Source organism: Pseudomonas sp. Soil_N_39, assembly GCF_057655955.1.
On sequence record NZ_JBDGLI010000014.1, the window covers coordinates 106,478 to 133,443 of the forward strand.

Annotated in this window: 16 protein-coding genes; 6 read left to right on the top strand and 10 right to left on the bottom strand. The window is 61.5% G+C overall.

Annotation, left to right across the window (positions count from 1 at the left end; all coding sequences use genetic code 11):
* The first annotated feature begins 98 nt into the window (after positions 1–98).
* The 4 genes from AC3A5O_RS20390 to AC3A5O_RS20405 all read left to right on the top strand — a co-directional run bounded on the left by AC3A5O_RS20390 (position 99) and on the right by AC3A5O_RS20405 (position 12,527).
* The gene (locus tag AC3A5O_RS20390) at positions 99–1,835 is read left to right on the top strand and encodes an IlvD/Edd family dehydratase (RefSeq protein WP_487753643.1); all 1,737 of its coding nucleotides are present in this window, start codon (positions 99–101) and stop codon (positions 1,833–1,835) included.
* A gap of 264 nt (positions 1,836–2,099) precedes the next feature.
* Positions 2,100–2,819 (top strand): FadR/GntR family transcriptional regulator, encoded by a 720-nt coding sequence (locus AC3A5O_RS20395; RefSeq protein WP_053119770.1) that lies wholly within the window; start codon positions 2,100–2,102, stop codon positions 2,817–2,819.
* A 140-nt stretch (positions 2,820–2,959) separates the two neighbouring features.
* A complete protein-coding gene (locus AC3A5O_RS20400; protein WP_487753644.1) occupies positions 2,960–7,663 on the top strand; it encodes a dermonecrotic toxin domain-containing protein in 4,704 nt (1,567 codons plus the stop codon).
* A 163-nt stretch (positions 7,664–7,826) separates the two neighbouring features.
* The gene (locus AC3A5O_RS20405; protein ID WP_487753645.1) at positions 7,827–12,527 is read left to right on the top strand and encodes a dermonecrotic toxin domain-containing protein; all 4,701 of its coding nucleotides are present in this window, start codon (positions 7,827–7,829) and stop codon (positions 12,525–12,527) included.
* A gap of 190 nt (positions 12,528–12,717) precedes the next feature.
* On the opposite strand, the gene AC3A5O_RS20410 is transcribed toward AC3A5O_RS20405, so the two are convergent.
* A complete protein-coding gene (locus tag AC3A5O_RS20410; RefSeq protein ID WP_122565600.1) occupies positions 12,718–15,093 on the bottom strand; it encodes an efflux RND transporter permease subunit in 2,376 nt (791 codons plus the stop codon).
* Positions 15,094–15,136: 43 nt separating this feature from the next.
* Positions 15,137–16,189, bottom strand: coding sequence for a WD40/YVTN/BNR-like repeat-containing protein (locus AC3A5O_RS20415; RefSeq protein WP_305467231.1), 1,053 nt, complete (start codon positions 16,187–16,189; stop codon positions 15,137–15,139).
* A 406-nt stretch (positions 16,190–16,595) separates the two neighbouring features.
* Here AC3A5O_RS20415 and AC3A5O_RS20420 point away from each other — a divergent pair, with 406 nt between their 5' ends.
* The gene (locus tag AC3A5O_RS20420; RefSeq protein ID WP_122565602.1) at positions 16,596–17,027 is read left to right on the top strand and encodes a hypothetical protein; all 432 of its coding nucleotides are present in this window, start codon (positions 16,596–16,598) and stop codon (positions 17,025–17,027) included.
* Between the two features lie 315 nt (positions 17,028–17,342).
* On the opposite strand, the gene pepN is transcribed toward AC3A5O_RS20420, so the two are convergent.
* The 8 genes from pepN to AC3A5O_RS20460 all read right to left on the bottom strand — a co-directional run bounded on the left by pepN (position 17,343) and on the right by AC3A5O_RS20460 (position 25,833).
* Positions 17,343–20,000, bottom strand: coding sequence for an aminopeptidase N (pepN, locus tag AC3A5O_RS20425; RefSeq protein WP_487753646.1), 2,658 nt, complete (start codon positions 19,998–20,000; stop codon positions 17,343–17,345).
* Positions 20,001–20,013: 13 nt separating this feature from the next.
* Positions 20,014–20,844 (bottom strand): DUF2797 domain-containing protein, encoded by an 831-nt coding sequence (locus AC3A5O_RS20430; protein WP_487753647.1) that lies wholly within the window; start codon positions 20,842–20,844, stop codon positions 20,014–20,016.
* The gene (locus tag AC3A5O_RS20435) at positions 20,841–21,101 is read right to left on the bottom strand and encodes a YeaC family protein (protein ID WP_122565605.1); all 261 of its coding nucleotides are present in this window, start codon (positions 21,099–21,101) and stop codon (positions 20,841–20,843) included. Before AC3A5O_RS20435 ends, AC3A5O_RS20430 begins: the two co-directional genes overlap by 4 nt.
* Positions 21,102–21,174: 73 nt before the next feature.
* Complete coding sequence (locus AC3A5O_RS20440; RefSeq protein ID WP_305490525.1) at positions 21,175–22,098, bottom strand: tetratricopeptide repeat protein; 924 nt, start codon at positions 22,096–22,098, stop codon at positions 21,175–21,177.
* Positions 22,098–22,583: a hypothetical protein gene (locus AC3A5O_RS20445; RefSeq protein ID WP_122565607.1), complete on the bottom strand. Its 486-nt coding sequence runs from the start codon at positions 22,581–22,583 to the stop codon at positions 22,098–22,100. The genes AC3A5O_RS20440 and AC3A5O_RS20445 overlap by 1 nt, the downstream gene beginning before the upstream one ends.
* Entirely contained in the window at positions 22,583–23,932 is a 1,350-nt protein-coding gene (locus AC3A5O_RS20450) for an AAA family ATPase (protein WP_305490526.1), read from the bottom strand. The genes AC3A5O_RS20445 and AC3A5O_RS20450 overlap by 1 nt, the downstream gene beginning before the upstream one ends.
* A gap of 39 nt (positions 23,933–23,971) precedes the next feature.
* Positions 23,972–24,946, bottom strand: a complete 975-nt coding sequence (locus AC3A5O_RS20455; protein WP_305483186.1) for a metallophosphoesterase — start codon at positions 24,944–24,946, stop codon at positions 23,972–23,974.
* Entirely contained in the window at positions 24,943–25,833 is an 891-nt protein-coding gene (locus AC3A5O_RS20460; protein WP_003180647.1) for an NAD(+) kinase, read from the bottom strand. Before AC3A5O_RS20460 ends, AC3A5O_RS20455 begins: the two co-directional genes overlap by 4 nt.
* A 105-nt stretch (positions 25,834–25,938) precedes the next feature.
* On the opposite strand from AC3A5O_RS20460, the gene AC3A5O_RS20465 reads away from it, so the two are divergent.
* Entirely contained in the window at positions 25,939–26,904 is a 966-nt protein-coding gene (locus AC3A5O_RS20465) for a DUF1853 family protein (protein WP_487753648.1), read from the top strand.
* Positions 26,905–26,966: the final 62 nt, after the last annotated feature.

Genomic DNA, 26,966 nt, shown 5'->3' on the forward strand with positions numbered 1-26,966 from the left:
GTAATACTATTTACCCAACAACACTTCCAAACCGCACAAATTGCGCTTATGTTACGCTTCAGCTAGAACAATATAGTCATACAATAAGAGAATCGATCATGTCTGATAAGAAACCCTCCCTGCGCTCGGCCCAATGGTTTGGCACCGCCGACAAAAACGGCTTCATGTACCGCAGCTGGATGAAAAATCAGGGCATCGCCGACCATCAGTTCCACGGCAAGCCGATCATCGGCATCTGCAACACCTGGTCGGAGCTGACGCCGTGCAACGCGCACTTCCGGCAGATCGCCGAGCACGTCAAGCGCGGCGTGATCGAAGCCGGGGGCTTCCCCGTGGAATTCCCGGTGTTCTCCAACGGCGAATCGAACCTGCGTCCCACCGCTATGCTGACCCGCAACCTGGCGAGCATGGACGTGGAAGAGGCGATTCGCGGCAACCCGATTGACGGCGTCGTGCTGCTCACCGGTTGCGACAAGACCACCCCGGCGTTGCTGATGGGCGCCGCCAGTTGCGACGTCCCGGCCATCGTCGTCACCGGCGGGCCGATGCTCAACGGCAAGCATAAGGGCCAGGACATTGGCTCGGGCACCGTGGTCTGGCAATTGAGCGAACAGGTCAAGGCCGGCACGATCACCATCGATGATTTCCTCGCGGCCGAGGGCGGCATGTCCCGCTCGGCCGGCACCTGCAATACCATGGGCACGGCCTCGACCATGGCCTGCATGGCCGAAGCCCTCGGTACCTCCCTGCCCCACAACGCGGCGATTCCGGCCGTGGACGCACGGCGTTATGTGCTGGCCCATATGTCCGGCATGCGCGCCGTGGAAATGGTCCGTGAAGATCTGAAACTGTCGAAGATCCTGACCAAGGAAGCCTTCGAAAACGCCATTCGCGTCAACGCGGCCATCGGCGGCTCGACCAACGCGGTGATCCACCTCAAGGCCATTGCCGGACGCATCGGCGTGCAACTGGACCTGCACGACTGGACCCGCATCGGTCGCGGCATGCCGACCATCGTCGACCTGCAGCCGTCCGGGCGCTTCCTGATGGAAGAGTTCTACTACGCCGGCGGCCTGCCCGCCGTGCTGCGGCGTCTGGGCGAAGCCAACCTGATTCCCCATCCGAACGCCTTGACCGTCAATGGCAAGAGCCTCGGCGAAAACACCAAGGACGCACCGATCTACGGCCAGGACGAAGTCATCCGCACCCTGGACAATCCGATCCGCGCCGACGGTGGTATCTGCGTGTTGCGCGGTAACCTGGCGCCACTGGGCGCGGTGCTCAAGCCGTCCGCCGCCACCGCCGAACTGATGCAGCATCGCGGTCGCGCGGTGGTGTTCGAGAACTTCGACGAGTACAAGGCACGGATCAATGACCCGGAACTGGACGTGGACGCCAGCTCGATCCTGGTGATGAAGAACTGCGGGCCGAAGGGTTATCCAGGCATGGCCGAAGTCGGCAACATGGGCTTGCCGGCCAAGCTGCTGGCCCAGGGCGTGACGGACATGGTGCGGATTTCCGACGCACGCATGAGCGGCACCGCCTACGGCACAGTGGTGCTGCACGTGGCACCGGAAGCCGCCGCTGGCGGCCCCCTGGCGGCGGTGAAGGAAGGCGACTGGATCGAACTCGATTGCGCCAGCGGCCGCCTGCATCTGGACATCCCGGACGCTGAACTCGCCGCGCGCCTGGCCGACCTCGTGCCACCGCAGCAACTGCTCGTGGGGGGCTATCGCCAGCTGTACATCGACCACGTCCTGCAAGCGGACCAGGGCTGTGACTTCGACTTCCTGGTCGGCTGCCGCGGCGCCGAGGTGCCACGCCACTCCCACTGACCCCATCCATCCCCTTGTGGCATCCCCCTGTGGGCATCCCCTGTGGGATGCAAGCTTTTGTGGGAGCTGAGCTTGCTCGCGATTGCGGTGCACCAGACAACAGAGATATTGACTGGAAGGGCCTCATCGCGAGCAAGCTCAGCTCCCACATAAGCTCCTACAATGGGGTCTGCATCCACCTCAAAAAATCGCATTAGCGACCCGCCATCGCCGCGCCTGCTATCATGCGCAACATTCCCCTCGCACAGGATCGCGCCGCGTCCCATGGATTACCGCAAACCCTCCGACCGCAAAAGCATGCACGCGCGCATCGTCCAGGAACTGGGCATGCAGATCGTCTCCGGGCGTTTCAAACCGGACGATAAACTGCCCGCCGAAGCCCTGTTGTGCGAAGAGTATGCGGTCAGCCGCCCGGTGCTGCGCGAAGCCACGCGGGTGCTGGTCGCCAAAGGCCTGGTGTATTCGCGTCCGCGCGTGGGCACGGTGGTCAAGGCCCGGCGGGAATGGCACATGCTCGACCCGGATGTGCTGCATTGGCTGATGCAGAGCAGCCCGCAGAATGAATTCTTCAACCTGCTGACCAGTGTGCGCAGCATCATCGAGCCAGCCGCCGCCGCCCTCGCCGCCCAGTTCGCCGACGAAGCCGACATCGCCGCCATCCGTGAAGCCTACCAACGCATGGAGGCAGCCCCGACCCCCGAGGCCGTGCTGCAACCGGACCTGGACTTCCACAGCCGCATCGCCGACGCCACCCACAACGACCTGCTCGCCAACCTCTGCAACATGTTGTCGGTGGCCATCGCCGAAGCGCTCAAGCACTCCAACCAGCGGCCCAACCTGCATGAGCTGGCGATGCCGCGACACAAGGCGATCCTCACCGCCATCGAGAACCGCGACGCCCTCGGCGCCCGCCATGCCACGCTGGTGCAGCTGGACGATGCCCGCAGCGCGCTGAATGTGGTGCTGGGCAGCGATCCCGCCTGACATCCCCCGAACTCCAGCGCGACCTGCCATACCCCGCCCGCAACGGGGTGGTACGTATATACCACCCACCCGGAACAGCGAAGTCGATACTTTTCTGGTCGTCATTCCGACAACCATGAAACTTATGAAAAGGACTTCTCATGACCGCCCTCCCCACGGCTGACACCGCCGCCGCATTGGCACAACGGGTCCGCCTGCAATTCGCCAGCCGCCCGACCTTCGAACAGGTCGCCCAACGCATGCTTGAGCAAGCCCTCAAGGACAAATACCCCTGGCTGACCCTCGACCTCGCCAAGACCCAATTGGCAACGCCGGACGTGGTCGGGCGCGGTTGGCACTTCCAACCGTTCATGCCCCAGGTCCTCGATTACCTGGCCTCGGACACCCCCATGGATTTCAGCCCACGGGGCAATCTGGATTACTACCTTTCCGACAGCATTCCCCGCCGCCTCTGGTCAGGCAACGAAAAACCGGACATGAAAGTCATCAAAAAATTGCTCCTTGAACTGGCCTGGAGCCTGCCGATCGGACTCGAAGATGCGCTAACCCGCTACTGGAGCACCGACCTCGACACCAGCGGCCAAACCGGTACGAACATCACCCGCTGGGGCTGGCTCAGCGATGTGCTCAGGAACACGCTGAACATCCGCGGGCTGCAACAGCCGGGCCTCAGCGATCCGGCACGTGCGGCCCTGGACCAGATCGTCCGCTGGCCGGACCGTGACCTGCGTTTCAGTCGCCACAATCAGGCGCCTGTGTACGCTTACAGCCTGGAAACCAGGATCACTCAAGGCACCTCCAGCACCGTGCTGGTCGGCACCGAGATCCTTTTGACCTGGCCCACTCGCAGCGCCATCGAACTTCTGTTGTGCAGCCCCGGTGGTCCCGTGCAGTCCTTTGCATCCATTGAAACCTTCAATGAATATTGGGGCGAACGGATCGCCGGCGAGTACATCGTCGACACCGTCACCTGCCAGCGCTACGAGATCAGCGGCAATGTCTTCGAGATTCAAGCGGCGATGGTGTTGGAACAGCAACTGGCCGACCTCAAGGCTGTACAACTGCCGTCTCGGATCGGTCTACAAGACTTGAAGAAGCTCTACAACGACTTGAGCGACCCGGCCCGCTACCTCCTCGACGCCCCACGTCTCACGCCTGAAACGTCGGCGCAACTCGAACCGCTATTGCCCGGATGGCTGCAAACAGCCTCCATCGCCGATCAGACCGCGTTCCAGCGCTACAGCCTGACCCTGGCCAGCGCGAAAAAACGCAACCAGGGCCAGACCTTTCTCAGTGACACCAGTGACATCAGGGCCTTTACCGCCAACGCCTTGCTCAACCGCATGACACAAACGAACGACAGCAGCCCGGACAAGGTGCCCTCCAGCCACTTCCAGCTCGACGATGTGCGCCTGACGTTCACTGTCTCGGCGGGTTATCCCGGGGCCGTCGGTATCAGCGAAGAGCGCAACATGAGCCTGACCGACCTGGCCATCAACAACCTCGTCGCCCGGCCAAGTGGGAACCTGAAGCTCAGCCATCGCCTGGGCCTGACGTTGCCGGCCTGGATCACGCCGGATTTCATTACCCGCAAAGGCGGGTTGATCGAACAGGTCGACATAGGCGCGAACTATCCTCGTTATCTGCGAGAAAAGTTGCTCGGCAGTTCGCCTCGGGCACAGTGGCGTCAACACATGTTTGCCCAGCAGATGCCGGCGCAGTTGGCGCTGGAGGCATTGAAACAGCTGCTCGACAACGAAAACGGCATGACCCGCAAAGGCCTGCGCCTGGTCGAAGCCGTCCTCCAACCCGCGGCAGACGCCCAGCAGGTCGACGGAAGTCAGGTGGTCATGCGGCACCTGGCGTTCCTGCGCAAACCCCAGGCCCAGCCCGATGTGGTGGCCAACCAGTTCATCATCGAGGCGCAAGACATCACCACCGGCCCGCACCTGCTGTATCGACCGCTGTACGCGCCTGCCCTACAGGAATTTGCGACCCGTGAGGCCCTGTTGCAGGCCATCACCGCTGCCGGGGACTTGCAGGGCAGCGTCCTGACCTGGCTGTCCGATGCCGCACGCCCGGTGTATGCCAATGGTGGTTTCCTGGAGCCACACATCGTGCGGTTTTTCCCGGGTGACGAGTTCGAGCAGCCTGAAAAGCCCGCCCCGGCGACCCTCGCCAACGACGACAGCCACGACGATCTGCTGCAATCGCTGCAAAAAGGCCAACTCATGCAGTACCTCTACGGCTGCAACGCCCAGGCCCTGGTCACCCAGGCCGACCGGGCCTCGGTCTCCAACAGCGAGAGCCGCTGGGCGGTGCTGCTCGAGGGTGGCAGCCTGTTGTTCAACACGCTGCTGTTTCCCTTGCTGCGTGGCCCGGCCATGACCACCGTCTGGCTGTGGAACCTGATGGCCAGCGCCCGAAACGACATCCCGGCCCTGATCAATGAAGATCCGGTGGCTCGGGAGCTGGCGGCCGTCGATTTGCTGGTCAACCTGGCCATGCTGGTGAGCCAGTTCCCCTCCGGACGTGCGCCTGCTCGCGCCCCAGTGCCCGAATCGGTCAAGAAACACGCCATGCGTCCACCCGCGCCGCGGACCGTTGCCGAGCAGTGGCCTGCGCCAGCCTCGCCAAACATCATAGAGGGGGCCGTTGGCTTGCCTGGCACCCACGCCGAAGCCGCGAGCAGGGCCCTGGATTTCAGTTTCGCCAATCCCCGTCAGCGCCTGACGCCGGAACAGCGCACCCGTCTGCAGCGCCTGCAAGTACCGCATCCGGCTTCACTGCCCGAACCGATCACCTATGGGCCCTACAAGGGCCTGTACGTGATCGACAACAAATGGCACGCCGATGTTGAAGGCCTGCTGTATCGAGTCACCCCGGAAGAGGACGGCAGCGCCACCATCGTCGATCCGCTCGACTCGACCCAAAAAGGTCCGCCGTTACGCGTCGATACCCAGGGCCAATGGATCCTGGACCTGCGCCTGCGCCTGCTGGGAGGGGCGCCGCCCAAGCGCGTGGCTGCACAGCGTCGTCTCAATGCCCAACGATCCAGCGAATTGCTCCACGAGGTAAAGCAGTACACCGCGCAAGAGCCTGGTCGACAAAGAGCCTTGGATGTTGCCCAGCGAGTGCTGGCAAGGCTTGAGGAGGGAAACTATACCGAGGCGCAGCGCGCACCGAAGCGCAAAGTGCTCCATGACCTGCTCCAGGAGCAGACCGACATGTATATGCGCCTGGTGAACAGCGCGCCCGAACGCGCCAGCCTGGGTATCGCGCTTGCGCCTGCATTCTTGCGCTTTCTCTTGGAAAACGTGGTCAGAAATGCCCGCAGAGCCTTCCTGCTCACTGAAAGGGACTATGCGGCCATCGGGGCCACCCATCCCCAATTCACAGACCCCAACCTAGTGCAGGCTGCCAACCGTGATCTGCCGGCCCACAGAAGGTTCCTCGACACACTGACGGATATCAATGATCGATCGATTCATTGGCTGGAACTCCAGGACGACTACCTGGAAAGATTATTGAACCTGGATGAAGCCGGAGTCCAAGCGGTTGAACGCGTGACCAGGGAGTTTCCATTGGGCGAAAGAGATGCGACCGGCTGCAAAGCCTTGCAGCTCTCTACGCTTCCACAACTGGCGATCAAGAACCCTGAATCTGATTTGTCCGGCAGCCTGCTACGCATCGTCAAGCCGCTGGGAGAACAAATGCGCTCCCATGTCGCGCTGCGACTCTACGAGCTACTCCCTTCGGAACAACTGGAGGTACTGGAGAGCCTGACCGAGCACTATGGCCAATCCCTGGATGCCTTGCAGGGCATTAAAACCCTCTATGCCGACGATATCGACGAAGCCTATTTCGACCGGTTCATCAAGGTGGTCGAGAGTCTGTACCAGGACGTGTCAGGGAAACTGGCGGTTGAAATCAAACCCGAGCCAAAACCACGCAGGCGTGCGCCCAGGCGCCCCAAGGCAGCGCCCGGGCGCCCGCAGAAACAGGTGATCAGGACCCGCAAAAGCGGTGTTTTGATTGGTGACCTGAAACCGGCCGGCACGGCCTTGCCGATTGAAGTCGTCGAGCTGCGTTCCGAAACCAGTGACCAGGTGATCGCCACCTATTCGCGCCACGACGATGTCTGGGATGTCGTTGACGTGCGGCCTCCGGTGCCGGTACCCGCCCCCGCCCCCCGAACGAGGTCGGTCAAAGCCATCAAGACTGATGCGCGAAAGCTGCTGGACGAATTGGCCGAACGTTTACGCCGCGCTGAAAGCTACAAGAAATATTGCCGCTACCCTCAGGAAATCGAGGAAATCGTGAACAATGAGGCGAGTCGATTCAGCGCGCTCCACGGAGAACTCGACCGAGCCTTCAGCGCAGCGCAAACCTCGCCTACGCCCGCGGACCAGGCACTGAGCAAACAACTGTCAGACGCTGTTTCCAGCCTGAGGAGCAAGGGCAGTGCCCTGCGCATCGAATTGAGCCTGAAATTGCCGCCCACCGATAGCAACCTTCGGTTCCTGTTCGAAAAACAACTGATACAAATCGCCCGACTCGGCGAACGTCAGGCCTTGAAAGGCGATCGCAAGGATTTTCTCCAGGAATACGCCGTCAACGACCGTGACGGTTTTCCCATTTGGTATGCGCACTTTCACTACGAAAAGGCTGACACACCCAAAGCCGACTACAGCGTCGCGCACCTGAAAACCAAGGAGCAACGGCGGGAACACTACCACTCACTCCTCGCCAAGGCGGACAGCCCCTACGCAGTGGTGAACGTACACCGAGGACAGATCAGCAAATCCTTGGCGCAAAGCAAGTTCCTGCCGCTGGCGCCCTGATCACAGCGCAAGATCAAGGGCTCAGCTTTGCGGGCTGCGGCGAGACCTGCCACAACCTGAATTCGACAGGGTGGTATGTATATACCACCCACCCGGAACCGCGAAGTCGATACTTTTCTGGTCGTCATTCCGACGGCCATGGCACTTATGAAAAGGACTTCTCATGACCGCCCTCCCCACGGCTGACACCGCCGCCGCATTGGCACAACGGGTCAGCCTGCAATTCGCCAGCCGCCCGACCTTCGAACAGGTCGCCCAGCGCATGCTTGAGCAAGCCCTCAAGGACAAATACCCCTGGCTGACCCTCGACCTCGCCAAGACCCAATTGGCAACACCGGACGTGGTCGGGCGCGGTTGGCACTTTCAATCGTTCATGGCATGGGTCCTCAACTATTTGGCGCTTGGTACCCCCCTGGATCTGAGCCCACAGGGCAATCTGGATTACTACCTTTCCGACAGCGTTCCCCACCGTCTTTGGTCAGGCAATCAAACGCTGGACATGAAGGTCATCGAAAAGGTATTGCGTGAGCTGTCCTGGAGCGTACCCATCGGGCTGGAAGAGGCGCTGTCCCGCTACTGGAGCGACGACCTCGATGCCAGCCCACCCACCGAGGCGAACAGCCCTATCAGCCGCTGGCAATGGCTCAGCGACACCTTCAAGAACATGCTGCATATCCGTGGGCTGCAACAACCGGGGCTCACCGACCCGGCACGTGAAGCCCTGGACCAAGTGATCCGCTGGCCGGACCGTGACAGACGCTTGCGTGACAACCGCCAGGCGCCGGTATACGCCTACAGCCTGGAGACCCTGGTCACCCAAGGCACGACCAGCACCGTGCTGATCGGCAGCGACATCCTCCTGACCCGCGCTACCACAGACGCCACCGTCTTCCTGTTGTGCAGCCCCGGCAGCGCGGTGCACGCCTTCACCTCCCTGGAGGCGTTCAACCAACATTGGCGCGAACGGATCGCCAGTCGGTACGTGGTCGACACCGTCACCTGCCAGCGCTACGAGATCAGCGGCAATACCTTCGAAATCCAGGCAGCCATGCTGCTGGAACAGCAACTGGCCGACCTCAAGACCGTACAACTGCCCGCTCGGATCGGCCTGCAAAACCTGAAAAAGCTCTACAACGACTTGAGCGACCCGGCCCGCGCTCTGCTCGATGCCCCTCGCCTCACGCCTAAAACGTCGGCTCAACTCGAACCACTGTTGCCCAAATGGCTGCAACAGGCCTCCGTCGTCGACCAAACAACGTTCCAACACCACAGCCTGGTACTGGCCAGCGCCAAAAAACGGCACCACGGCCAAACCTTTCTCAGCGACATCAAGGACATCAAGGCCTTCACGGCCGACGCCCTGTTCAAGCGCATGCAGCAAACCAACGACAGCAGCCCGGACAAGGTGCCGTCCAACCGCTACCAACCCGACGATGTGGTGCTGATCTTCACCGTGTCCGCGGGGTATCCCGGCACCGCCGGTATTAGCGAAAAAAGGAAGATGAGCCTGACCGACCTGGCCATCCGCAACCTCGTCGCCCGGCCAAGCGGCAGCCTGACGATCAGCCATCGCCTGGGCCTGGCGCTGCCTGCATGGTTGACGCCGGAGTTCATCACCCGCCGGGACGGGTTGATCGAACAGATCGACATTGGCACCACCTACCCGCACTACCTGCAAGACAAGTTGCTTGGCGATTCGCCCCAGGCGCAGCGGCGTCGACAGATGTTCGCCGAACAGATCCCGGCGCAACTGGCGCTGGAGACGTTGAAGCAGGTGCTCGCCAAGGAAAACGGCATGACCCGCAAAGGCCTGCGGCTGATGGAAGCCGTCCTGCAAACCGACCCCCACGACCAACAGGTCGATGGCCGCCCGATGGTCATGCGCCACCTGGCTTTGCTGCGCAAGCCCCAAGCCCAAGCCGATGTCGTGATGAACATGTTCATTGTCGAGCCGCAAGACATCACCACCGGCCCGCACGTGCTGTACCGACCGCTGCATGCGCCGACGCTGCGGGAATTCCCCACGCGCCAGGCGCTGATGCAGGCCATCGCCAGTGCCGGGGAGCTGCAGGACAGCGTCCTGACCTGGCTGTCCGATGCCGCACGCCCGGTGTACGCCAACGGTGGTTTCCTGGAGCCACACATCGTGCGGTTTTTCCCGGGTGACGAGTTCGAGCCGCCTGAAAAGCCCGCCCCGGCGACCCTCGCCAACGACGACAGCCACGACGATCTGCTGCAATCGCTGCAAAAAGGCCAACTCATGCAGTACCTCTACGGCTGCAACGCTCAGGCCCTGGTTACCCAGGCCGACCGGGCCTCGGTCTCCAACAGCGAGAGCCGCTGGGCGGTGCTGCTCGAGGGTGGCAGCCTGTTGTTCAACACGCTGCTGTTCCCCTTGCTGCGTGGCCCGGCCATGACCACCGTCTGGCTGTGGAACCTGATGGCCAGCGCCCGAAACGACATCCCGGCCCTGGGCAGCGAAGACCCGGTGACACGGGAACTCGCCACTGTCGATCTGCTGGTCAACCTGGCCCTGCTGGTGAGCCAGTTTCCCGCCGTCCACGTGCCTGTTCGCGCGGCGCTACCCGAATCGATCAAGGCCCAGGCGATGCGTCCCCCGGTACCACGCGCGATCCCCGGACTATGGCCCGCCCCGGCCTTGCCCAGCCTTGTCGAAGGCCCCGTTGCCTTGCCTGGCGCCCACGCCGAAGCCGCCAGCAGGGTCCTGGACTTCAGTTTCGCCAGCCCGCGTCAGCGCCTGACGCCGGAACAACGCACCCGCCTGCTGCGCTTGCAGGCAACGCGCCCGGCAGCACTGCCCGACCCGGTGACCTACGGGCCTTACAAGGGCCTTTACGTGATCAACAACACCTGGCACGCCGAGGTCGACGGCGTCCTGTATCGAGTCACTCCGGAAGAGGACGGCAGCGCGACCATTGTCGACCCGCTCGACCCGAGCAAAAACGGTCCGGCGCTCAAATCGGACACCCAAGGCCACTGGTCCTTGGACCTGCGCTTGCGCCTGCTGGGCGGTGCGCCCCCCAAACGCGTGGCGGCATTGAGTCGTCTGAATACCCAGCGCAGCTTCGAATTGACCGCGGAACTGAACCGACGCATTGCCCAGGACGCCGACCTGCAAAAAGCCGTGGACGTCGCCCAGCAAGTCATGACACGCCTTGACGAAGGCCCCTACACCGAGGCCCAGCGCGCGCCGAAACGCAAAGTCTTTTATGACCTGCTCCAGGAGCAGACCGACCTGTATGTGAGCCTGGTCAACAGCGCCCCCGAACGGGCCGGCCTGGGTATCGCGCTGGCGCCTAAATTCATGCTTGGGCTGTTGGAAAACGTGGTGAACAATGCCCGTAAAGCCTTCTTGGTGACGCAAAGGGATTACATCGCCACCAATGACGCCCATCCCCGTTTCCTAGGAGAAGATAACGTGGAAGCGGCGCTCACCGATCACCTCGAGAGCTACTTGCAGTTCCTCGATACGTTGAGTGACATCCACGAGCGTGCGGTCCATTGGCTGAAACTCAAGGACGACTACTTGGATCGGCTGTTGAACCTCGATGACGCTGGCGCGGCAGCGTTCGAACGGCTGACCAAAGACCGCCCGCTGGATGAAAGAAATGTCACCGGCAGCAGAGTCCTGCTGCTGGGCACTCTGCCGCTCCTGTCGGTCAAACACCCCGTCTCCGACTTTACCGACAGCCTGCTGCGCATCGTCAAACCACTGGGGGAACACATGCGTTCCCAGGCTGAGCTACGCCTTTACGAGCTGTCGCCCTCGGAGCAGTTTGCGGTACTGGAAAGCCTGACCGAGCACTATGGCAAGGCCTTGGACGGCTTGCAGGGGCTGAAGGTCCTCTACGCCGACGACCTCAACGAAGGCTATTTCGACCGGCTGATCAAACTGGTCGACAGCCTTTACCAGGACGCGTCCGGGAGACTGGCTGCGGAACTCAAACCCGAGCCCAAACCACGCAAGCGTGCACCCAAGCACCCCAAGCTATCCGCCGGGCGTCCGCAGAAAAAGGTGATCAAGACCCGCCACAGTGGTGTCTTGATTGGCGACCTGAAACCCGCCGGCACGACCTTGCCGATTGAAGTCGTCGAAGTGCGCTCCGAAGCCAATGACGAGGTGATCGCCACCTATTCGCGCCATGACGACGTCTGGGACGTGGTCGAGGTACGCCGACCGACGCCGGCCCCCAAGACGCGATCGCTCAAGGCGATCAAGGCCGATGCGCGAAAGATCCTCGATGAGTTGGAAGGCCGCCTACGCCACGCTGAAAGCTACAAGAAGCACTGCCGCCATCCTCAGGAAATCGAGGAAATCATGAACAATGAGGCGGACCGCTTCCGCGCCCTCGCCGCCGAACTCGACCGGGCCTTCAGCGCATCGCCAACCACGCGCACGCCGGCCGATCAGGCGCTGGCCAAGCAGTTGTCGGACGCGATGACCAGGCTGACGCTCAAGGGCTGCGCCCTGCGCACCGAGTTGAGCCTGCAATTGCCGCCCACTGATAGCAACCTTCGGTTCCTGTTCGAGAAGAACCTGATCCAGGTCGCGCTGCTCGGCGAACGCGTGGCCTTGAAAGGCGAGCGCAAGGATTTCCTCCAGGAATACGCCATCAACGACCATGACGGGTTTCCCCTCTGGTATGCGCACTTCCACTATGCAACGGTCGACACACCAAAAGCCGACTACAGCGTCGCGCACCTGAAAACCAAGGAGCAACGCCGGGAGCACTACCACTCGCTGATCGCCAAGGCGCAGAGCCCCTACGCGGTGGTGAATGTGCATCGAGGACAGATCGGCAAGTCCTTGGCCCAGGACAAGTTCTTGCCGTTGGCGCCTTGATTCTTCACCTCAAGCGAGGGGCTCCCTCGCCACAGGGTCGTGTTTGGCCGGAAAACCTGTGGGAGCGAGCTTGCTCGCGATGGCGGACAGACATTCAACACCTTCATTGACTGTCACACCGCTATCGCGAGCAAGCTCGCTCCCACATTGGTTTAGCCACTAGGGCTGTGCTGGACGGGTTCGCTCTCGATCAATGCGCAAACAACGAATTGCCCTTCTGCCCCGCCAGTTTTTCAGGTTTGATCAGGAACCGCGCCAGCGCCGGCAGCAGCCACAACGCACCGAACATGTTCCACAGCAACATGAACGTCAGCATCAAGCCCATGTCGGCCTGGAACTTGATGGCCGAGAAGATCCAGGTGCACACGCCGATGGCCAGGCACAAACCGGTGAACAGCACCGCCTTGCCGGTGGATTTCAGCGTCTGGTAGTAAGCCTCCTGCAACGGCAACCCGGCCCGCAGGAAACTTTCCAAACGGCTGTAGATGTAGATGCCATAGTCCACGCCGATCCCCACGCCCAGGGCCACCACCGGCAGGGTCGCGACCTTCACGCCAATGCCCATGAACGCCATCAGGGCGTTGCCCAGCACCGACGTCAGCACCAGCGGCAGCACGATGCACAGCGTCGCTGCCCAGGAACGGAAGGTGATCATGCACATGGTCGCCACGCAGATGTACACCAGGATCAGGATGGTCAGTTCCGACTCCTTGATCACTTCATTGGTGGCCGCCTCGATGCCGGCGTTACCGGCGGCGAGGATGAATTCCAGGCCATCACGGTTGTTTTCCTTGGCGAAGTCCTGCACCGCCTTTACTGCGCGGTCCAGGGTCTCGGCCTTGTGATCGTTGAGGAACACCAGCACCGGTGCCAGGGAGCAGCTATTGTTGTACAGGCCATCGGCCCGGGCGATGGAGTTGTTCAGCACGTCAGGGTTGCGCGACAAGGTCTCCCACTTCAGGTTGCCCTCGTTCATGCCCTTGATCATTTGCTTGGACACGGTCACCAGGGAAATCGCCGACTGCACGCCCTCGGTGTTCTGCATCTTCCACATCAGTTCGTCGATGGGGGCCATGGCTTCATAGCGCGAGCAGCCTTCGGCCTTGGTCTTGACCATCACCACCAGCACATCTGAGCTGGTGGAGTAATTGCTGATGATGAAGTTGTTGTCCTGGTTGTAGCGCGAGTCCGGACGCAGTTCCGGCGCGCCCTGGTCCAGGTCGCCGATCTTCAGGTTCTGGCTGTACCAGAGACCACCACCAAAGGCGATCACCGCCAGGGCAATGGACACCGGCGCGACCTTGGCGCTGGCGAAGTTCGACAGCAGGCGCCAGAACGGATGTTCGCGGGTCGCGTCTTTCTTGCTGCGCTCGATCGCACGCTTGCTGATGCCGGCGTAGGAGATCGCTACCGGCAGCAGGATCAGGTTGGTGAACACGATCACCGCCACGCCGATGGAGGCGCCGATGGCCAGTTCGCGGATCACGCCGATGTCGATGATCAGCAAGGTGATGAAGCCCACGGCGTCCGCCAGAATCGCGATCATCCCCGGCAGGAACAATTGGCGGAAGGTGCGGCGTGCCGCCGTCAGGGCGTTGTCCGCCTCGCTGGACTGCAAGGCGATACCGTTGATTTTCTGCACGCCGTGGGAAATGCCGATGGCGAAGATCAGGAACGGCACCAGCATCGAGTACGGATCCAGGCCAAAACCGGCCGCGTGCATCAGCCCCAGTTGCCAGACCACCGCCACCAGGGTGGTGGTCAGCACCGCCACGGTGCTGCGCATGCAGTTGGTGAACCAGTACAACAGAATCAGGGTGATGACGAAGGCCACGCCGAAGAACAGCACCACCATGACCAGGCCGTCGATCAGGTCACCGACTTTCTTGGCGAAGCCGACGATGTGAATCTGCACATTCGGGTTCTGGGCTTCGAACTTGTTGCGGATCTTGTCTTCAAGCTCGTGGGAAAACTTCCGATAGTCGAGGGCGAGCAATTTGCCCTGGTCCTGCGGGTCGGGATAGGACTCCAGCAGCGGAATGTCGATGATGCTCGACTTGAAGTCGTTGGCCACCAGGCGCCCGACCTGGCCGGACTTGAGCACGTTGTTGCGCAGCAGGTCGAGGCTGTCGGCCGAGCCATTATAGCTCTGGGGGATCACCTCGCCGCCGGCGAAGCCCTCCTCCGTCACTTCGGTCCAGCGCACGCTCGGGCTCCACAATGACTTGAGCCCGGAACGGTCGACACCAGAGATGTAGAAGACCTCGTCGTGGATCTGGCGCAGGGTCTCCATGTATTCCTTGGAGAAGATGTCGCCATTGGTGGCTTCCACGGAAATGCGCACCGTGTTGCCCAGGTTCGCCAAGTCGTTGCGGTGCTCGAGCATCTTCTGGATGAAGGGGTGCTCGAGGGGGATCATTTTTTCGAAACTGGTGGAGGGGCGGATCAGCGTGGCCTGCCAGAACAGGAAAACGCTGACCAGCAGGCAAATGACGATCACTGCCGGGCGGTTGTTGAAAATCAGGCGCTCGAGGAACGTCGCCTTGTCTTGGTGATGACTGCTCATGGGGTCCGCCTTCTTGTTTTTATGCCCGTCTTGCAGGCCTGACTCATTTGCTCAGTTCGGCGCCGGTGGACGTGGTGGCGCGCACGCCGCCTTGCCCCGCCAGGATCAGGTTGCCGTTGCCTGCCGCCGTGACGGCCGCCACGGAGATTCGGTCCGGGCGGTTGAACACGCTGAAGCTTTCGCCATCGTCGGTACTGCGCACCACGCTGCCGCCGTTGCCGACAATCACGATGGAACCGTCCGCCAACAGCGTGGCGCCTGACAGGCCGAATTCCAGGGTGCCCCGGGCGGCCTTGAGCACGACCGGCTCCCAGGTGCCGCCAAAATCGGTGGAACGATACAGGTTGCCGCGCAAGCCGTAGGCCAGCAGAGTCGAAGGCTGGGCAGTACCGATGACCCCGAACAGCGAGCCTTCATACGGGCCTTCGACCTTCTCCCAGGTCTGGCCCCAGTCGGCAGAGCGGAACATGCTGCCGGCCTCGCCGACAATGAACAGCCCGGCGTCTTTCACGGCGGCTATCGCATTGAGGTGGAACTGGTCTTCGTTATCAAGGCGATCGCTGGCGTCTTCCCAGTGCTTGCCGCCGTCGGTGGTCTCGTACAGCGCACCGTACGCCCCCACGGCAAAACCACTGCTGGCGTCCTTGAACCAGACATCCAACAACGGTGCTTCACGGGTGAGGTCTTCAAATTGCTTGGTCCAGGTGCTGCCACCGTCGTCGCTGGCGAGGACCTGCGCGTCATGCCCCACGGCCCAGCCGTGCTTGTCGTCGACGAAAAAGACCGCAGTGAGCAGTTGGCGGGTCGGCACCTTGGCCTGGGTCCAGGACGTGCCTTGATCGTCGGAATAGACAATGTGCCCACGATCACCGACCGCCACCAGGCGCTGGCCGGCATGGACCACATCGAGCATCAGGGTTTTGCTGGCCTTGGCCGATTCAACGGAATAGATGACATCGGACGTCGACGCCGCGACCGCCATCACCGGTGCCGACAACAGCGCAGAGCCCAGCAGCGAGAGCGCCGAAGCCAGCAACGCGATTCTGCGCAGCATCGGCGGCCGGCAGCGGCCCACAGCCGTGACAGGCTCATTCATAGACCTTTCCCCCATTATTATTGTTATGGCTTGGTACGTTGCCAGTCCTGGAGCATAGTCCTGAAACCTGCAATCTAGAGCCACTTCGGAAGCTGACCTATCCTATCGGGCTTTCGAAAGGTCTGACAATCGACGCCGCGTTATCTTTTGTTAACCACGGGGGGTTGGCGCTGGGGGTGAATGGCGGGGTATTCGGTAGGGTGATGACGAGGACACCTGCCTCCAGCACAAGACAGCCATTACAACGACCGCCTATATGGCTAATTCAAAATCAATATAAAACCCTGTTATTTCTGACAGTAGCCCTCTTTCCTTTCCTAATCGACACTCGCCACACCGCGCAGTGACCTCCGACAGATAAACCATTCGCAATATTAAATCAACAATCGCGAGAGGAGCGAATATCATGACAACCACTAAAAATATTAATAACGAAAAAAGCTTCGACGTAGAACCCTACAACACCTACATCATGGATACCCCTACCGTAAGAAAGCTGCTGGAAGGCACAGGGCACTCATGGGACATGAATCTGCCATCATTCATTTTCACCAATAAATACAGGGGTGCCACCTTTATAAATTACAAAGTAATGGGGAGTATCGGACATAGCAATAAATATTCCGCCAGCGTTACCTTCCATGATGACCTTAGATTCTTAAGTACCGAATTTATTAAAGAAACAGATGATCCAGCACCAGAAAAGGAAGAAGCCTTGGTCAATGCCCTCAGCCTGAACATTCTACTTGCCAGGAACTATACAACGAGTGAAAGTTTCTACGCACTGGCCATTCTTGGCTCTGGAAAAGAACTTAACTTTTCTAAAATAAGCATTTAACCGAATCACTCATGAGCCACGCCGATAAAGTCGATAAAACCTCAGCGTATTCGCAACCTGGCTTTTATCTCTCAACAATTGATCTTTTTTGTACAAACCCTGAGTACACACTCCCTTTCACCATTGAACCGGACCGGGCGTTCGGGGGATTTTTCTGTAGACGGTGGCGGGTCTGACGCCATCGCGAGCAAGCTCGCTCCCACAGGGGATCCAGGCTGATCACAAAATATGCGTTCACTGAAGATCTACTGTGGGAGCGAGCTTGCTCGCGATGAAGGCACCGCGGTCCGCCAGGCAGACCGCGCGCCTTCAAGGTCACGCCAGGCTCTTGCTCACCACCTCGAACACATCGGCGGACAGCCCGCCGGACGCCAGGATGCGTTCCAGTTCGGCTTTCATCAGCGCCTGGCGGGCGCTGTCGTATTTGCGCCAGCGGGTCAGCGGGGCCAGTTGCCGGGAAGCGATCTGCGGGTTGAAGCCATTGAGCTGGATGACCAAGTCCGCCAGGAAGCGATAACCCGAACCGTCGGCCGCGTGGAAGTTGATCAGGTTCTGCCCGGCAAATGCCCCCACCAGCGCCCGCACTTTGTTCGGGTTCTTGATATTGAACGCCGGGTGCTCCATCAGCGCCTTGACCCGCGCCAGGCCGCCCGGCAACGGGCTGCCTGCCTGGACACTGAACCATTGGTCCATGACCAGCGGGTTGCCCTTGAAGTTTTCCGCGAACACTTCCAGGGCCTTGGCCTTTTCGGTCTCGAACGGCGAGTTGACCAGCACTGCCAGTGCGGTCAGGCGCTCGGTCATGTTGTCGGCGGTGTCGAACTGCTCCAGGGTCGCACTCACCACTTGAGGCTTGCCGGTGAGCATCAGGTACGACAGCGCGATGTTCTGCAACGCGCGACGGGCGAAATGCTCGGCCTCAGCCACGTATGGCGTTTTCTTCGACAGATCGCGGTTGGCGGCATAGCGCAGCCACAGGGCTTCGAACAGGTTCTCGGCCAACTGCTGGCGGGCGAACTCACGGGCGGTGTGGATCGCCTCGACGTCGGCCACTTCGCTGATTTCCGTCAGGTAGGCTTCGCTAGGCAGCGAGAGCATTTCCGCGACCATGGCCTGGTCCAGGGATTCGTCCGACAGCACGCTGCGCAGCGCACTGACCAGGCGCGGATCCAGCGTCAGGCTGGCGCCCTGCTGATGCTGGGCGATCAGTTCCTGCAACACCTGCACCGACAATTGCTGGCCGGCATCCCAGCGGTTGAAGCCGTCACTGTCGTGTTGCATCAGGAACATCAACTGGTCGCGGTTGTACGGGAAGCTCAGTTTCACCGGTGCCGAGAAACCACGCAGCAACGAAGGCAGGGGTTGTTCGGCGATGTCGACGAAGGTGAAGGTCTGCTCGGCCTCGGTCACCGAGATCACCCGGGACGTGCCGTTTGCCGCCGTTTCACCGGCCAGGCGCAACGGGATCTCGGCGCCCTGGCTGTCCAGCAGGCCCAGTTCCACGGGAATCACGAACGGCAGCTTTTCCATCTTGTCCGGGGTCGGCGGGCAGCTTTGGCGGAAGGTCAGGCTGTAGGTCTTGGCGGCGGCGTCGTAAGACTCGCTCACCGCCAGCCGTGGCGTACCGGCCTGGCTGTACCAACGCTTGAACTGGGCCAGATCGACGCCGTTGGCATCTTCCATGGCCTTGATGAAATCGTCGCAGGTCACGGCCTGGCCGTCGTGGCGCTCGAAGTACAGGTCACTGCCCTTGCGGAAACCCTCAGGCCCCAACAGGGTATGGATCATGCCGACCACTTCCGAGCCCTTTTCGTACACGGTCAGGGTGTAGAAGTTGGAGATCTCGATAAAACTGTCCGGACGCACCGGGTGGGCCATGGGGCCGGCGTCTTCGGCGAACTGGTGGGTGCGCAGGTACGCCACGTCCTGGATGCGCTTGACGGTGGCGGAGTTCATGTCGGCCGAGAACCCGGCGTCGCGGAACACCGTGAAACCTTCTTTGAGCGACAGCTGGAACCAGTCGCGGCAGGTCACGCGGTTGCCCGACCAGTTGTGGAAGTATTCGTGGGCAACGATCGCCTCGACCCGCTGGTGCGCGGCATCGGTGGCGGTTTCGGCGCGAGCCAGCACGGCGCTGGAGTTGAAGATATTGAGGCCCTTGTTCTCCATGGCGCCCATGTTGAAGTCGTTGACCGCGACAATCATGAAGATGTCCAGGTCGTACTCGCGCCCGTACACCTCTTCGTCCCAGCGCATCGACTTCTTCAGGCTGGTCATGGCGTGCTGGCACTTGTCGATGTTTTCCGGCTCGACGTAGATGCGCAGCGCCACATTACGCTCGGTCATGGTGGTGAAGGTGTCTTCGACGCACCACAGGTCACCGGCCACCAGGGCGAACAGGTAGGCCGGTTTCTTGAACGGGTCTTCCCAGGTCGCCCAGTGCCGGCCGTCTTCGCCGGGACCGCTGGCAATCGGGTTGCCGTTGGACAGCAGCACCGGATAGCTGTGCTGCTCGGCCACCACGGTGGTGGTGAACTTGCTCATCACATCCGGGCGGTCGAGGTAATAGGTAATCTTGCGGAACCCTTCAGCCTCGCACTGGGTGCAGAACATGCTGCCGGATTTGTACAGGCCTTCCAGGGCGGTGTTGGTTTCCGGGTGGATCCTGACGGTGGTGTCGACCGTGAAGGCCTGGGCCTTGGGGTGCACGGTCAGGTGGCTGTCGTCCAACTGGTATTCGCCCTGCCCCAGGTCGGCGTCGTCGAGCTTGAGCGAGACCAGCTCCAGGTGCTGGCCATCGAGCACCAATGGCGGCAGCCCGGCGCCGCGCTCGGGGTTGCGGCGCATCACCAGTTGCGCATGGACCAGGCTGTGGTCCTCGAACAACTCGAAGGTCAGGTGTGTTTCGTCGATCAGGTACTCGGGGGCCTGATAGTCCTTGAGGTAAATCATCTTCGGTTGTTCGGTGCGCATGGGTCGAATCCTTCTACTGATGCACGGCGAGCTGGTAGGCCGTGTATTTACGAATGTTGATCACGCCAGTGTCGAAAATCAGGTATTGGCCCTTGATCCCCAGTAGCGTGCCTTCGGCAATCGGGTTCTTATCCAGGTTGAAGCTGACGATCTTGGTCGGATACTGCTCCACCGGGTAACGGATCTCGATGGGCTCGACGTCCGCTATGGTCTGGATCGCTTGCAGGCCGAATCGTTCCTGCAAGCCCTGCAATCCCTGGGCGCAGCTTTCGAACAGCGCGTCGCGGATTGCCGGCAGGTCCACCGTCGCGGCGTCGCCCTTGAGCAAGGCACGCCAATTGGTCTTGTCCGCCACCTGGCTGCGGAACAGGTCTTCGACAAACCCTGACTGCTGACGGGTGGCGACCCGCAGGATGGGCAGCGCCTGGCTGGCGCCCTGGTCCAGCCAGCGGGTCGGCAATTGCGTGGCGCGGGTGATGCCGACTTTCACGCCCGAGGAGTTGGCCAGGTAGACCACATGATCGGTCATGCAGAATTGCTCACCCCAGGCCGGGTCACGGCAAGTGCCTGCGTCAAAATGGCAACGCTCGGGGCTCATGATGCACAGGTCGCACTGGGCCAGCTTGGTCATGCACGGGTAGCAATAACCCTGGCTGAAACTGGTCTTGGTCCGGCGTCCGCAATGGGTGCAGTGGATCGCACCGAGAAACTCCAGGCGAATCGTGCTGCCAATCAATGGGTTGACCGGCACCTCGACCTCGTCCAGGCGGAAGGCGTATTGAACGGTCGGCCCGTCAAGGCGCGCCGACATCTTGCTGATTGCACCGCGGCCAATCTCGATCAATGGATGGCGTCCGACTTGAACAGGATATTCGGCACTTCGGTGGACTTCGACTGGCATTCCTGCGGGCCCATGTAGCCGGTGCGCTCGTCTTCGGGCAGGTTCTGGATTTCCCAGGCGATCATCGCCTGCAGGGACAGCTCGCGCTGCTCGGCGGTGAGCTTGTTACCATCGGCCCATTTACCGATTTCCACCGCCAGTTTCAGGCTCTGGTAGATGTCGGGGGTGATGTTCTTGATCATTTCTGCAAAAGACGACATGTTAAGCAATCTCCAATAATGTCGTGGGTTTCCAAGGCAAGGCACGACTGACCGCCGTGTGGCCACCCACTATTTAGAACTCTCTGGACAGCTTGACCTGGGCCAGCTCTTTTTCCAGGGAGCGCCTGAATATCTGTGGCGCGGCAAAGGTGTACACGGCAAACCCCAGCCATAGCCAATCAATCACCTGGGCCACCTGCGGATAGCCCTGGGCCGTCAGGGTGATGACCACTACCCGATAGACCACGAACATGAGCAACAGCACCACGATGGCGCGACTGGCGCTGCGCTCGCTCATCCAACTGTTGAATCGCCACCACGCTCCTAAAAACAGACTGCTGCGGGCCTTGACGGCAGTCAGCAAGTGCAGCGCGGCGCGGTCATTGGCGTTTTCCTGCAAGGCCCAGATGGCGTGCTCACGCGCGCCCTCGACGTCACCTTCGCGCAACAACAGATGTCCAAGCACCACCACGGCCCCGGTATGCCCCGGTTCGGACTGCAAGGCCTGGCGGGCAAACTGATGCGCCTGCCCCCAGTCGCCGCTGGCACGATAAAACTGGGCCATGGCCACCAGGTTGGACGCATCGTCGGGGCCCAGCTCCAGGGCTTTTTCCAACGGCTCGCGGCTTTGCTCCAGGCGGCCGGTCAATTGGTACAGATCGGCCAGCGTGCGGTAATTGACCGGATTGAGCGGTTCCATGTCCAGCAATTGGGTCAAGTGTTCCTGGGCCAGTTTGAACTTGCGCAGGGCAATGGCAACCTGGGCGGCAGCGTAATGGGCAATCGGCAATTGTGCATCGGCCGCCAGCGCCAACTGCACCTCGCGCCTGGCGGCATGCACACGGCGCATATTGATCAGGCAGACCGCCAGCAACGCATGGGCTTCGGCCGAACCCGGATCGCTCGCCAGCAATTGGCGCAGCGCGTCGATGGCACCGTCGTAATGGTCGGCTTGCAAGCGTTGATACGCCAGTTGCAGCAGATAATCGGTATTCATCAGCTCACCACCAGATACCAGAGAGTGGCAGGCACCCACTTGATGACCATGCCCTTGAGCACAAACGCGCCAACCAGCACGACAGGCAAGCCAAAGCGGTTCAGCACGCCACCGTAGTACTGGTAGATCTCGATGGTCGCGTTTTGCTGCATGAACAGCAGGTAGCCGATGGCAAGTTTCCACACCACCAGGGTCAACAAGGCGTATTGGATCTGTGCCTGGCTCTGGATGTAACCGGCGCCCACCAGTTGCAATAGCACCGCGCCGATGACCAGGCTGCCCACCAGGCAAAGGCCGGCCAGCAGCCACTCACGTACGCGGGTCGGGCTGCCCACCGCGATGGCGTTGAAGACAAACCACGGCAAGCCAAGCCAGGCGCCCCCCAGCATCAGCCCCAGCAGCGGCCAAAAAGGCGAGACGGCCCACTTGGCCAGGGCGCCGGGACGCGGTTCGTCTTCAATGCGATAACCACCGTACTGCGCCATCAACGACCCTTCCCATGTTTGTCGAGGAAGGCCAGCACCTCGTCGTACTGGTTGCCTTCATTGGCATAACGCGCGTAATTGCGCGCCGTGGTCAGCCATTCCAGGGTGGTTGCCCGCACTTCCTTGAGGGCGTGCTTGAAATGCCGATCGCAGATCGGTTGTTCGCTCGCGCCGCTGATGGACTCTTCGATCGCTTCGTCAGCGGCGGTTTCCACCAGCTCGCCCAGGTCCGCGCCGGAAAAGCCCGACGTGTTTTTCGCCAGGAAGGCAAAGTCGATATCCTCGGCCATCGGACGGCCTGCCATCATCAACTTGAGCATGGCTTCCCGGGCCGGCCGGTCGGGCGGCGGCACGAACAACACCCGGTCGAAACGCCCCGGGCGCCTGAAAGCCGAGTCCACCGACCAAGGCACGTTGGTTGCCGCGAGGATCAGTACGCCGTGGTTGTCCTTGGTAAAACCGTCCATCTCGGACAAAAACTGGCTGACCAGCTTCGAAGACGTCGAATCCCGGGTATTGGAACGTTTGCCACCCAAGGCCTCGACTTCATCGAAAAACATCACTGCCGGAGCCTGGGCACGAGCCTGCTCGAACAGCGCGTGCAACTTGCGTTCGGATTCGCCGATGTACATGTCCAGGACATCGGAAATAGCCACGTTGAAGAATGTCGCCTTGCACTCCCCGGCCGTGGCCCGGGCCAGCATGGTCTTGCCACATCCCGGAGGCCCGTAGAGCAACACGCCGCCACCGACCCGCTTGCGAAAGCGCTGGAACAGGCCGGGCTTCTGGTAAGGCAGGATGATTTTCTTGTGAATGGTTTTCTTCAGCTCGTCCAGGCCGCCAATGTCATCGAAGGACAGGACTTCCTTTTCCGGCACCAACAGGCGACGGACCTCGGTCTGGTCGGTGTTGTCATTGGAGATCACGCGCAAGCGCGGACGCCCTTGTGCTGCGGAAAAGTCAGTCACGGATACGTTCAATCGACGCCATAGCGCCATGTCTTCAAGGGCCGGGTTGGCATCCACCGCGGCGCGGTACTCCACCTGGGCCTCCTTCATCCGCTCCAGGGCCGCGAAGGCGCGCGCCCTGAGCATCCGCGCGGCAGGCTCGTCGCCTTCAATCAGGCCAAGCGCCCGTTGCGCCTGGCCCGCGGCGATACATAACCCGGCAGCGGCCATTTTCAAGGCCTGGGCATCGCTCCATTGCTCAAGATCGGCAGGCAGCAACTCAAGCCCGCGCTCGTACTCGCCGCGCTCGACACTGGCGTTGAGCAACAGTGTCAGCAGCGCGACGTTACCGGGCGCAACAAGGAGCGCGGCCTCCAGTTGGTCGAACGTCGAATCATCCATGGCACTTCCTCAAACAATGCGTTCGCGTGACAGACAGTCTCATTGCACCACCTCCGGCCGCTCGACATCGACCCAGACGAACTTGTGCGGATCCAGGCGCGTTTCCTGGTCGAGGCGATAGGCGACCAGCTTGCCGTAGAGCACCGCGCTGTAATCCAGGCAGGCCAGGTTCGGGCGGATCGGCGCGGGTTTGCCGCTGCGCCAATAGTGGCCGACGAACAACAGCGGCTCATCGACGCCATAGCGCAGCAGGTTGTTTTTTTCATCCGGCGACAGCGGCGTTCGGGCCACCGGCTCCGGTAAGGCGTCTGGCTGGAACACGATGTCGCCGTAGGTCTGCGGGTTGTCTTCCCAGAACTTGGTGCGGAAAAACGAACGGGTCAGGCCATCGCCACCGGTCAGCGTCAGGCCATGGGGCAGGCGCATGTCCGTGCCACGCAGCAAACGATCGAACACCGTGCAGGCAAAACTGCCCGGTTGCGCCGAGGCCTGGAGGAAATGCTCGTCGACGCAACCGTCCGGGAACAGGCCGCGCAGCGGTTCGATCAGGCCCGCATCCCAACAGGCATGCACCACCCGGAAATGGCCGGCGTCGACAAACAACGGCAGCTCATAGAACCATTTGAGAAAGTCATGCCAGTCACCGGGATGTTGCTCGAATTGGGTCAGGGTCTCGTTGAGCAGTCGGGCATGGCGCGGCGTGTGTTCGCGCACGTAGCGCTGGCCGCTGCCCGGCAATGCCGGTGTACTCCAGCCCAGGGCGTTGAACTCGTGGTTGCCCATGATGCACAGCGCCTGGCCGGCCACGACCATGTCGTGGACGATGTGCAGCGCCTCGCGAATCCGCGGGCCACGGTCGATGATGTCCCCCAGGAACACGGCCATGCGCGACGGATGCCGCCAGACCCCGCCCTGCTTTTGGTAACCGAGTCGGTCCAGCAGGTGTTCCAGGGTCAGGGCGCATCCGTGCACGTCACCGATCAAATCGTAACTGCGCGCAGGATCGAGCATCAGTCGCCTCCACCCCCCAACCGACTGCCCCAGCCGAGCTTGGTCCGGCAGACTTCATAATAATTGTGATCCAGCGGATGGATCAGGCGCAGCTTCTGCGCTTTTTTGCTGACGGTGATGGTGTCACCTGGCGCGCAGGTGAAATGGTTCTGGCCGTCACAGGACACTTGCGGGTAGATCTGCATATCCTTGGACACGACGATTTTCAGCTCACTGTTGCCATCGACCACAATCGGTCGCCCAGACAAGGTATGGGGGTACATGGGCACAATCACAATAGCGTCGAGCTTGGGATGCATGATCGGCCCGCCGGCCGACAGCGCATAGGCGGTGGAACCGGTGGGGGTGGCGACGATCAGGCCGTCGGCTTTCTGGCTGCAGACAAACTGACCGTCGATGTACAACTCGAATTCGATCATGCGCGTGGATTTGCCGGGGTGCAGCACCACGTCATTGAGGGCATCGCCCTGGCCGATGGCTTCGGCGTGACGACGGACCTCGGCTTGCAGCAGGAAACGGTTCTCCACCAGGTAGTGGCCGTCCAGCACCTCTGCAACCTTGATCTCCAGCTCGTCAGGGCGGATGTCGGTGAGGAACCCCAGGCTGCCGCGGTTGATCCCCAGCACCGGGATATTGTGCCGCGCCAGAGCCCGAGCGGCCCCCAGCAGGCTGCCGTCGCCGCCGACCACGATGACCATGTCACAGACTTCGCCGAGCATCTTGCGCGACGACGTCTGCAGGCCATGGCCCGGCAGCACTTCGGCGATGGTATCTTCGAGGATCACATGCAGGTGCCGCTCCAGGAGGAAACGTTTGAGACGGCGAACGGTGTCCAGCACCTGCGAACTGCCCAGGCGACCGATGATGCCGATATTGCGAAATTGCTCCATGAGGCTCCTGCGAAGGTCTGCGGCGGGCGAAAAACACGATTATGGGCGAAAGCGCGCCGTAGACAAAATCCTTTAAGCCTTCAGCGCAACGGCTATGCTCGCAAGATGATCCTGTTCCCTGAATTGCTGGACCTGCCCCGACGCCTGCACCATCCCGAAGTGCGCGACCTCGCGTGGGCGATCATCGCCCCGCCGATGCTCATCGACACGCCCTGGCCCCAGCGCCACCCCCTGGCCGGCAGTGATTGGGTACAGGAGCCTGGGCAACTGGAACACTGGCTGCGGCAACTGGACCGCGACAGCTACCCATTGCTGCACTGCCTGTCCCAAGGACGAACGCGACGCCTGGGCCTGTATTACGAAAGGCTGTGGCAGTTTGCCGTGCAGCACGCCCCGGGCATCGAATTGATCGCCGCGAACCTGCCGATCCGCCGCGAAGGCCATACCCTGGGCGAACTGGACCTGTTGCTGCGCGATCGCGACGGCATCCACCACCTGGAACTGGCCATCAAGTTGTACCTCGGGCCCCAGCACGGTAACGGGTTGGACGCCGCGCAATGGCTGGGCCCGGGTTGCCATGACCGGCTCGACCGCAAGCTGGCGCATCTGCGCGAACACCAACTGCCGATCTCGGCCCGCCCTGAAAGCCGCGAGGCCCTGGCGGCACTGGGGATCGAGCCCTCGGGCCTCGAACTGTTTCGCTCCGAACTCTGGCTGGGCGGGTACTTGCTGTACCCCTGGCCAGGCCAGGCCGCCCCCCCGGCCGGTGCCCACCCCAGGCATTTGCGCGGTCGCTGGTTGCATCAACGGGACTGGCCGGCGTTCATCACCCAACGTCCGCCGGGCCGCTGGCAACCCCTGCCCCGCGCCGCCTGGCTGGCCCCGGCGCATTATCCAGCCGAGCAGACCTGGAGCACCGCGCAACTAGACGCCTGGCGAATGGCCCTGGACCCCATGGCGCCGGCACAGTTGATGGTGCGCCTGAGCGAAAATGCCGAGGGCGAGTGGGAAGAAGCCGAGCGGGTGTTCCTGGTGGCGGATCTTTGGCCGAATGCGCCGGGTAATGGCTGAGCCTTGTGCTGCCTGCCAGGGCCTCATCGCGAGCAAGCTCGCTCCCACAGTGGATTTGTGTT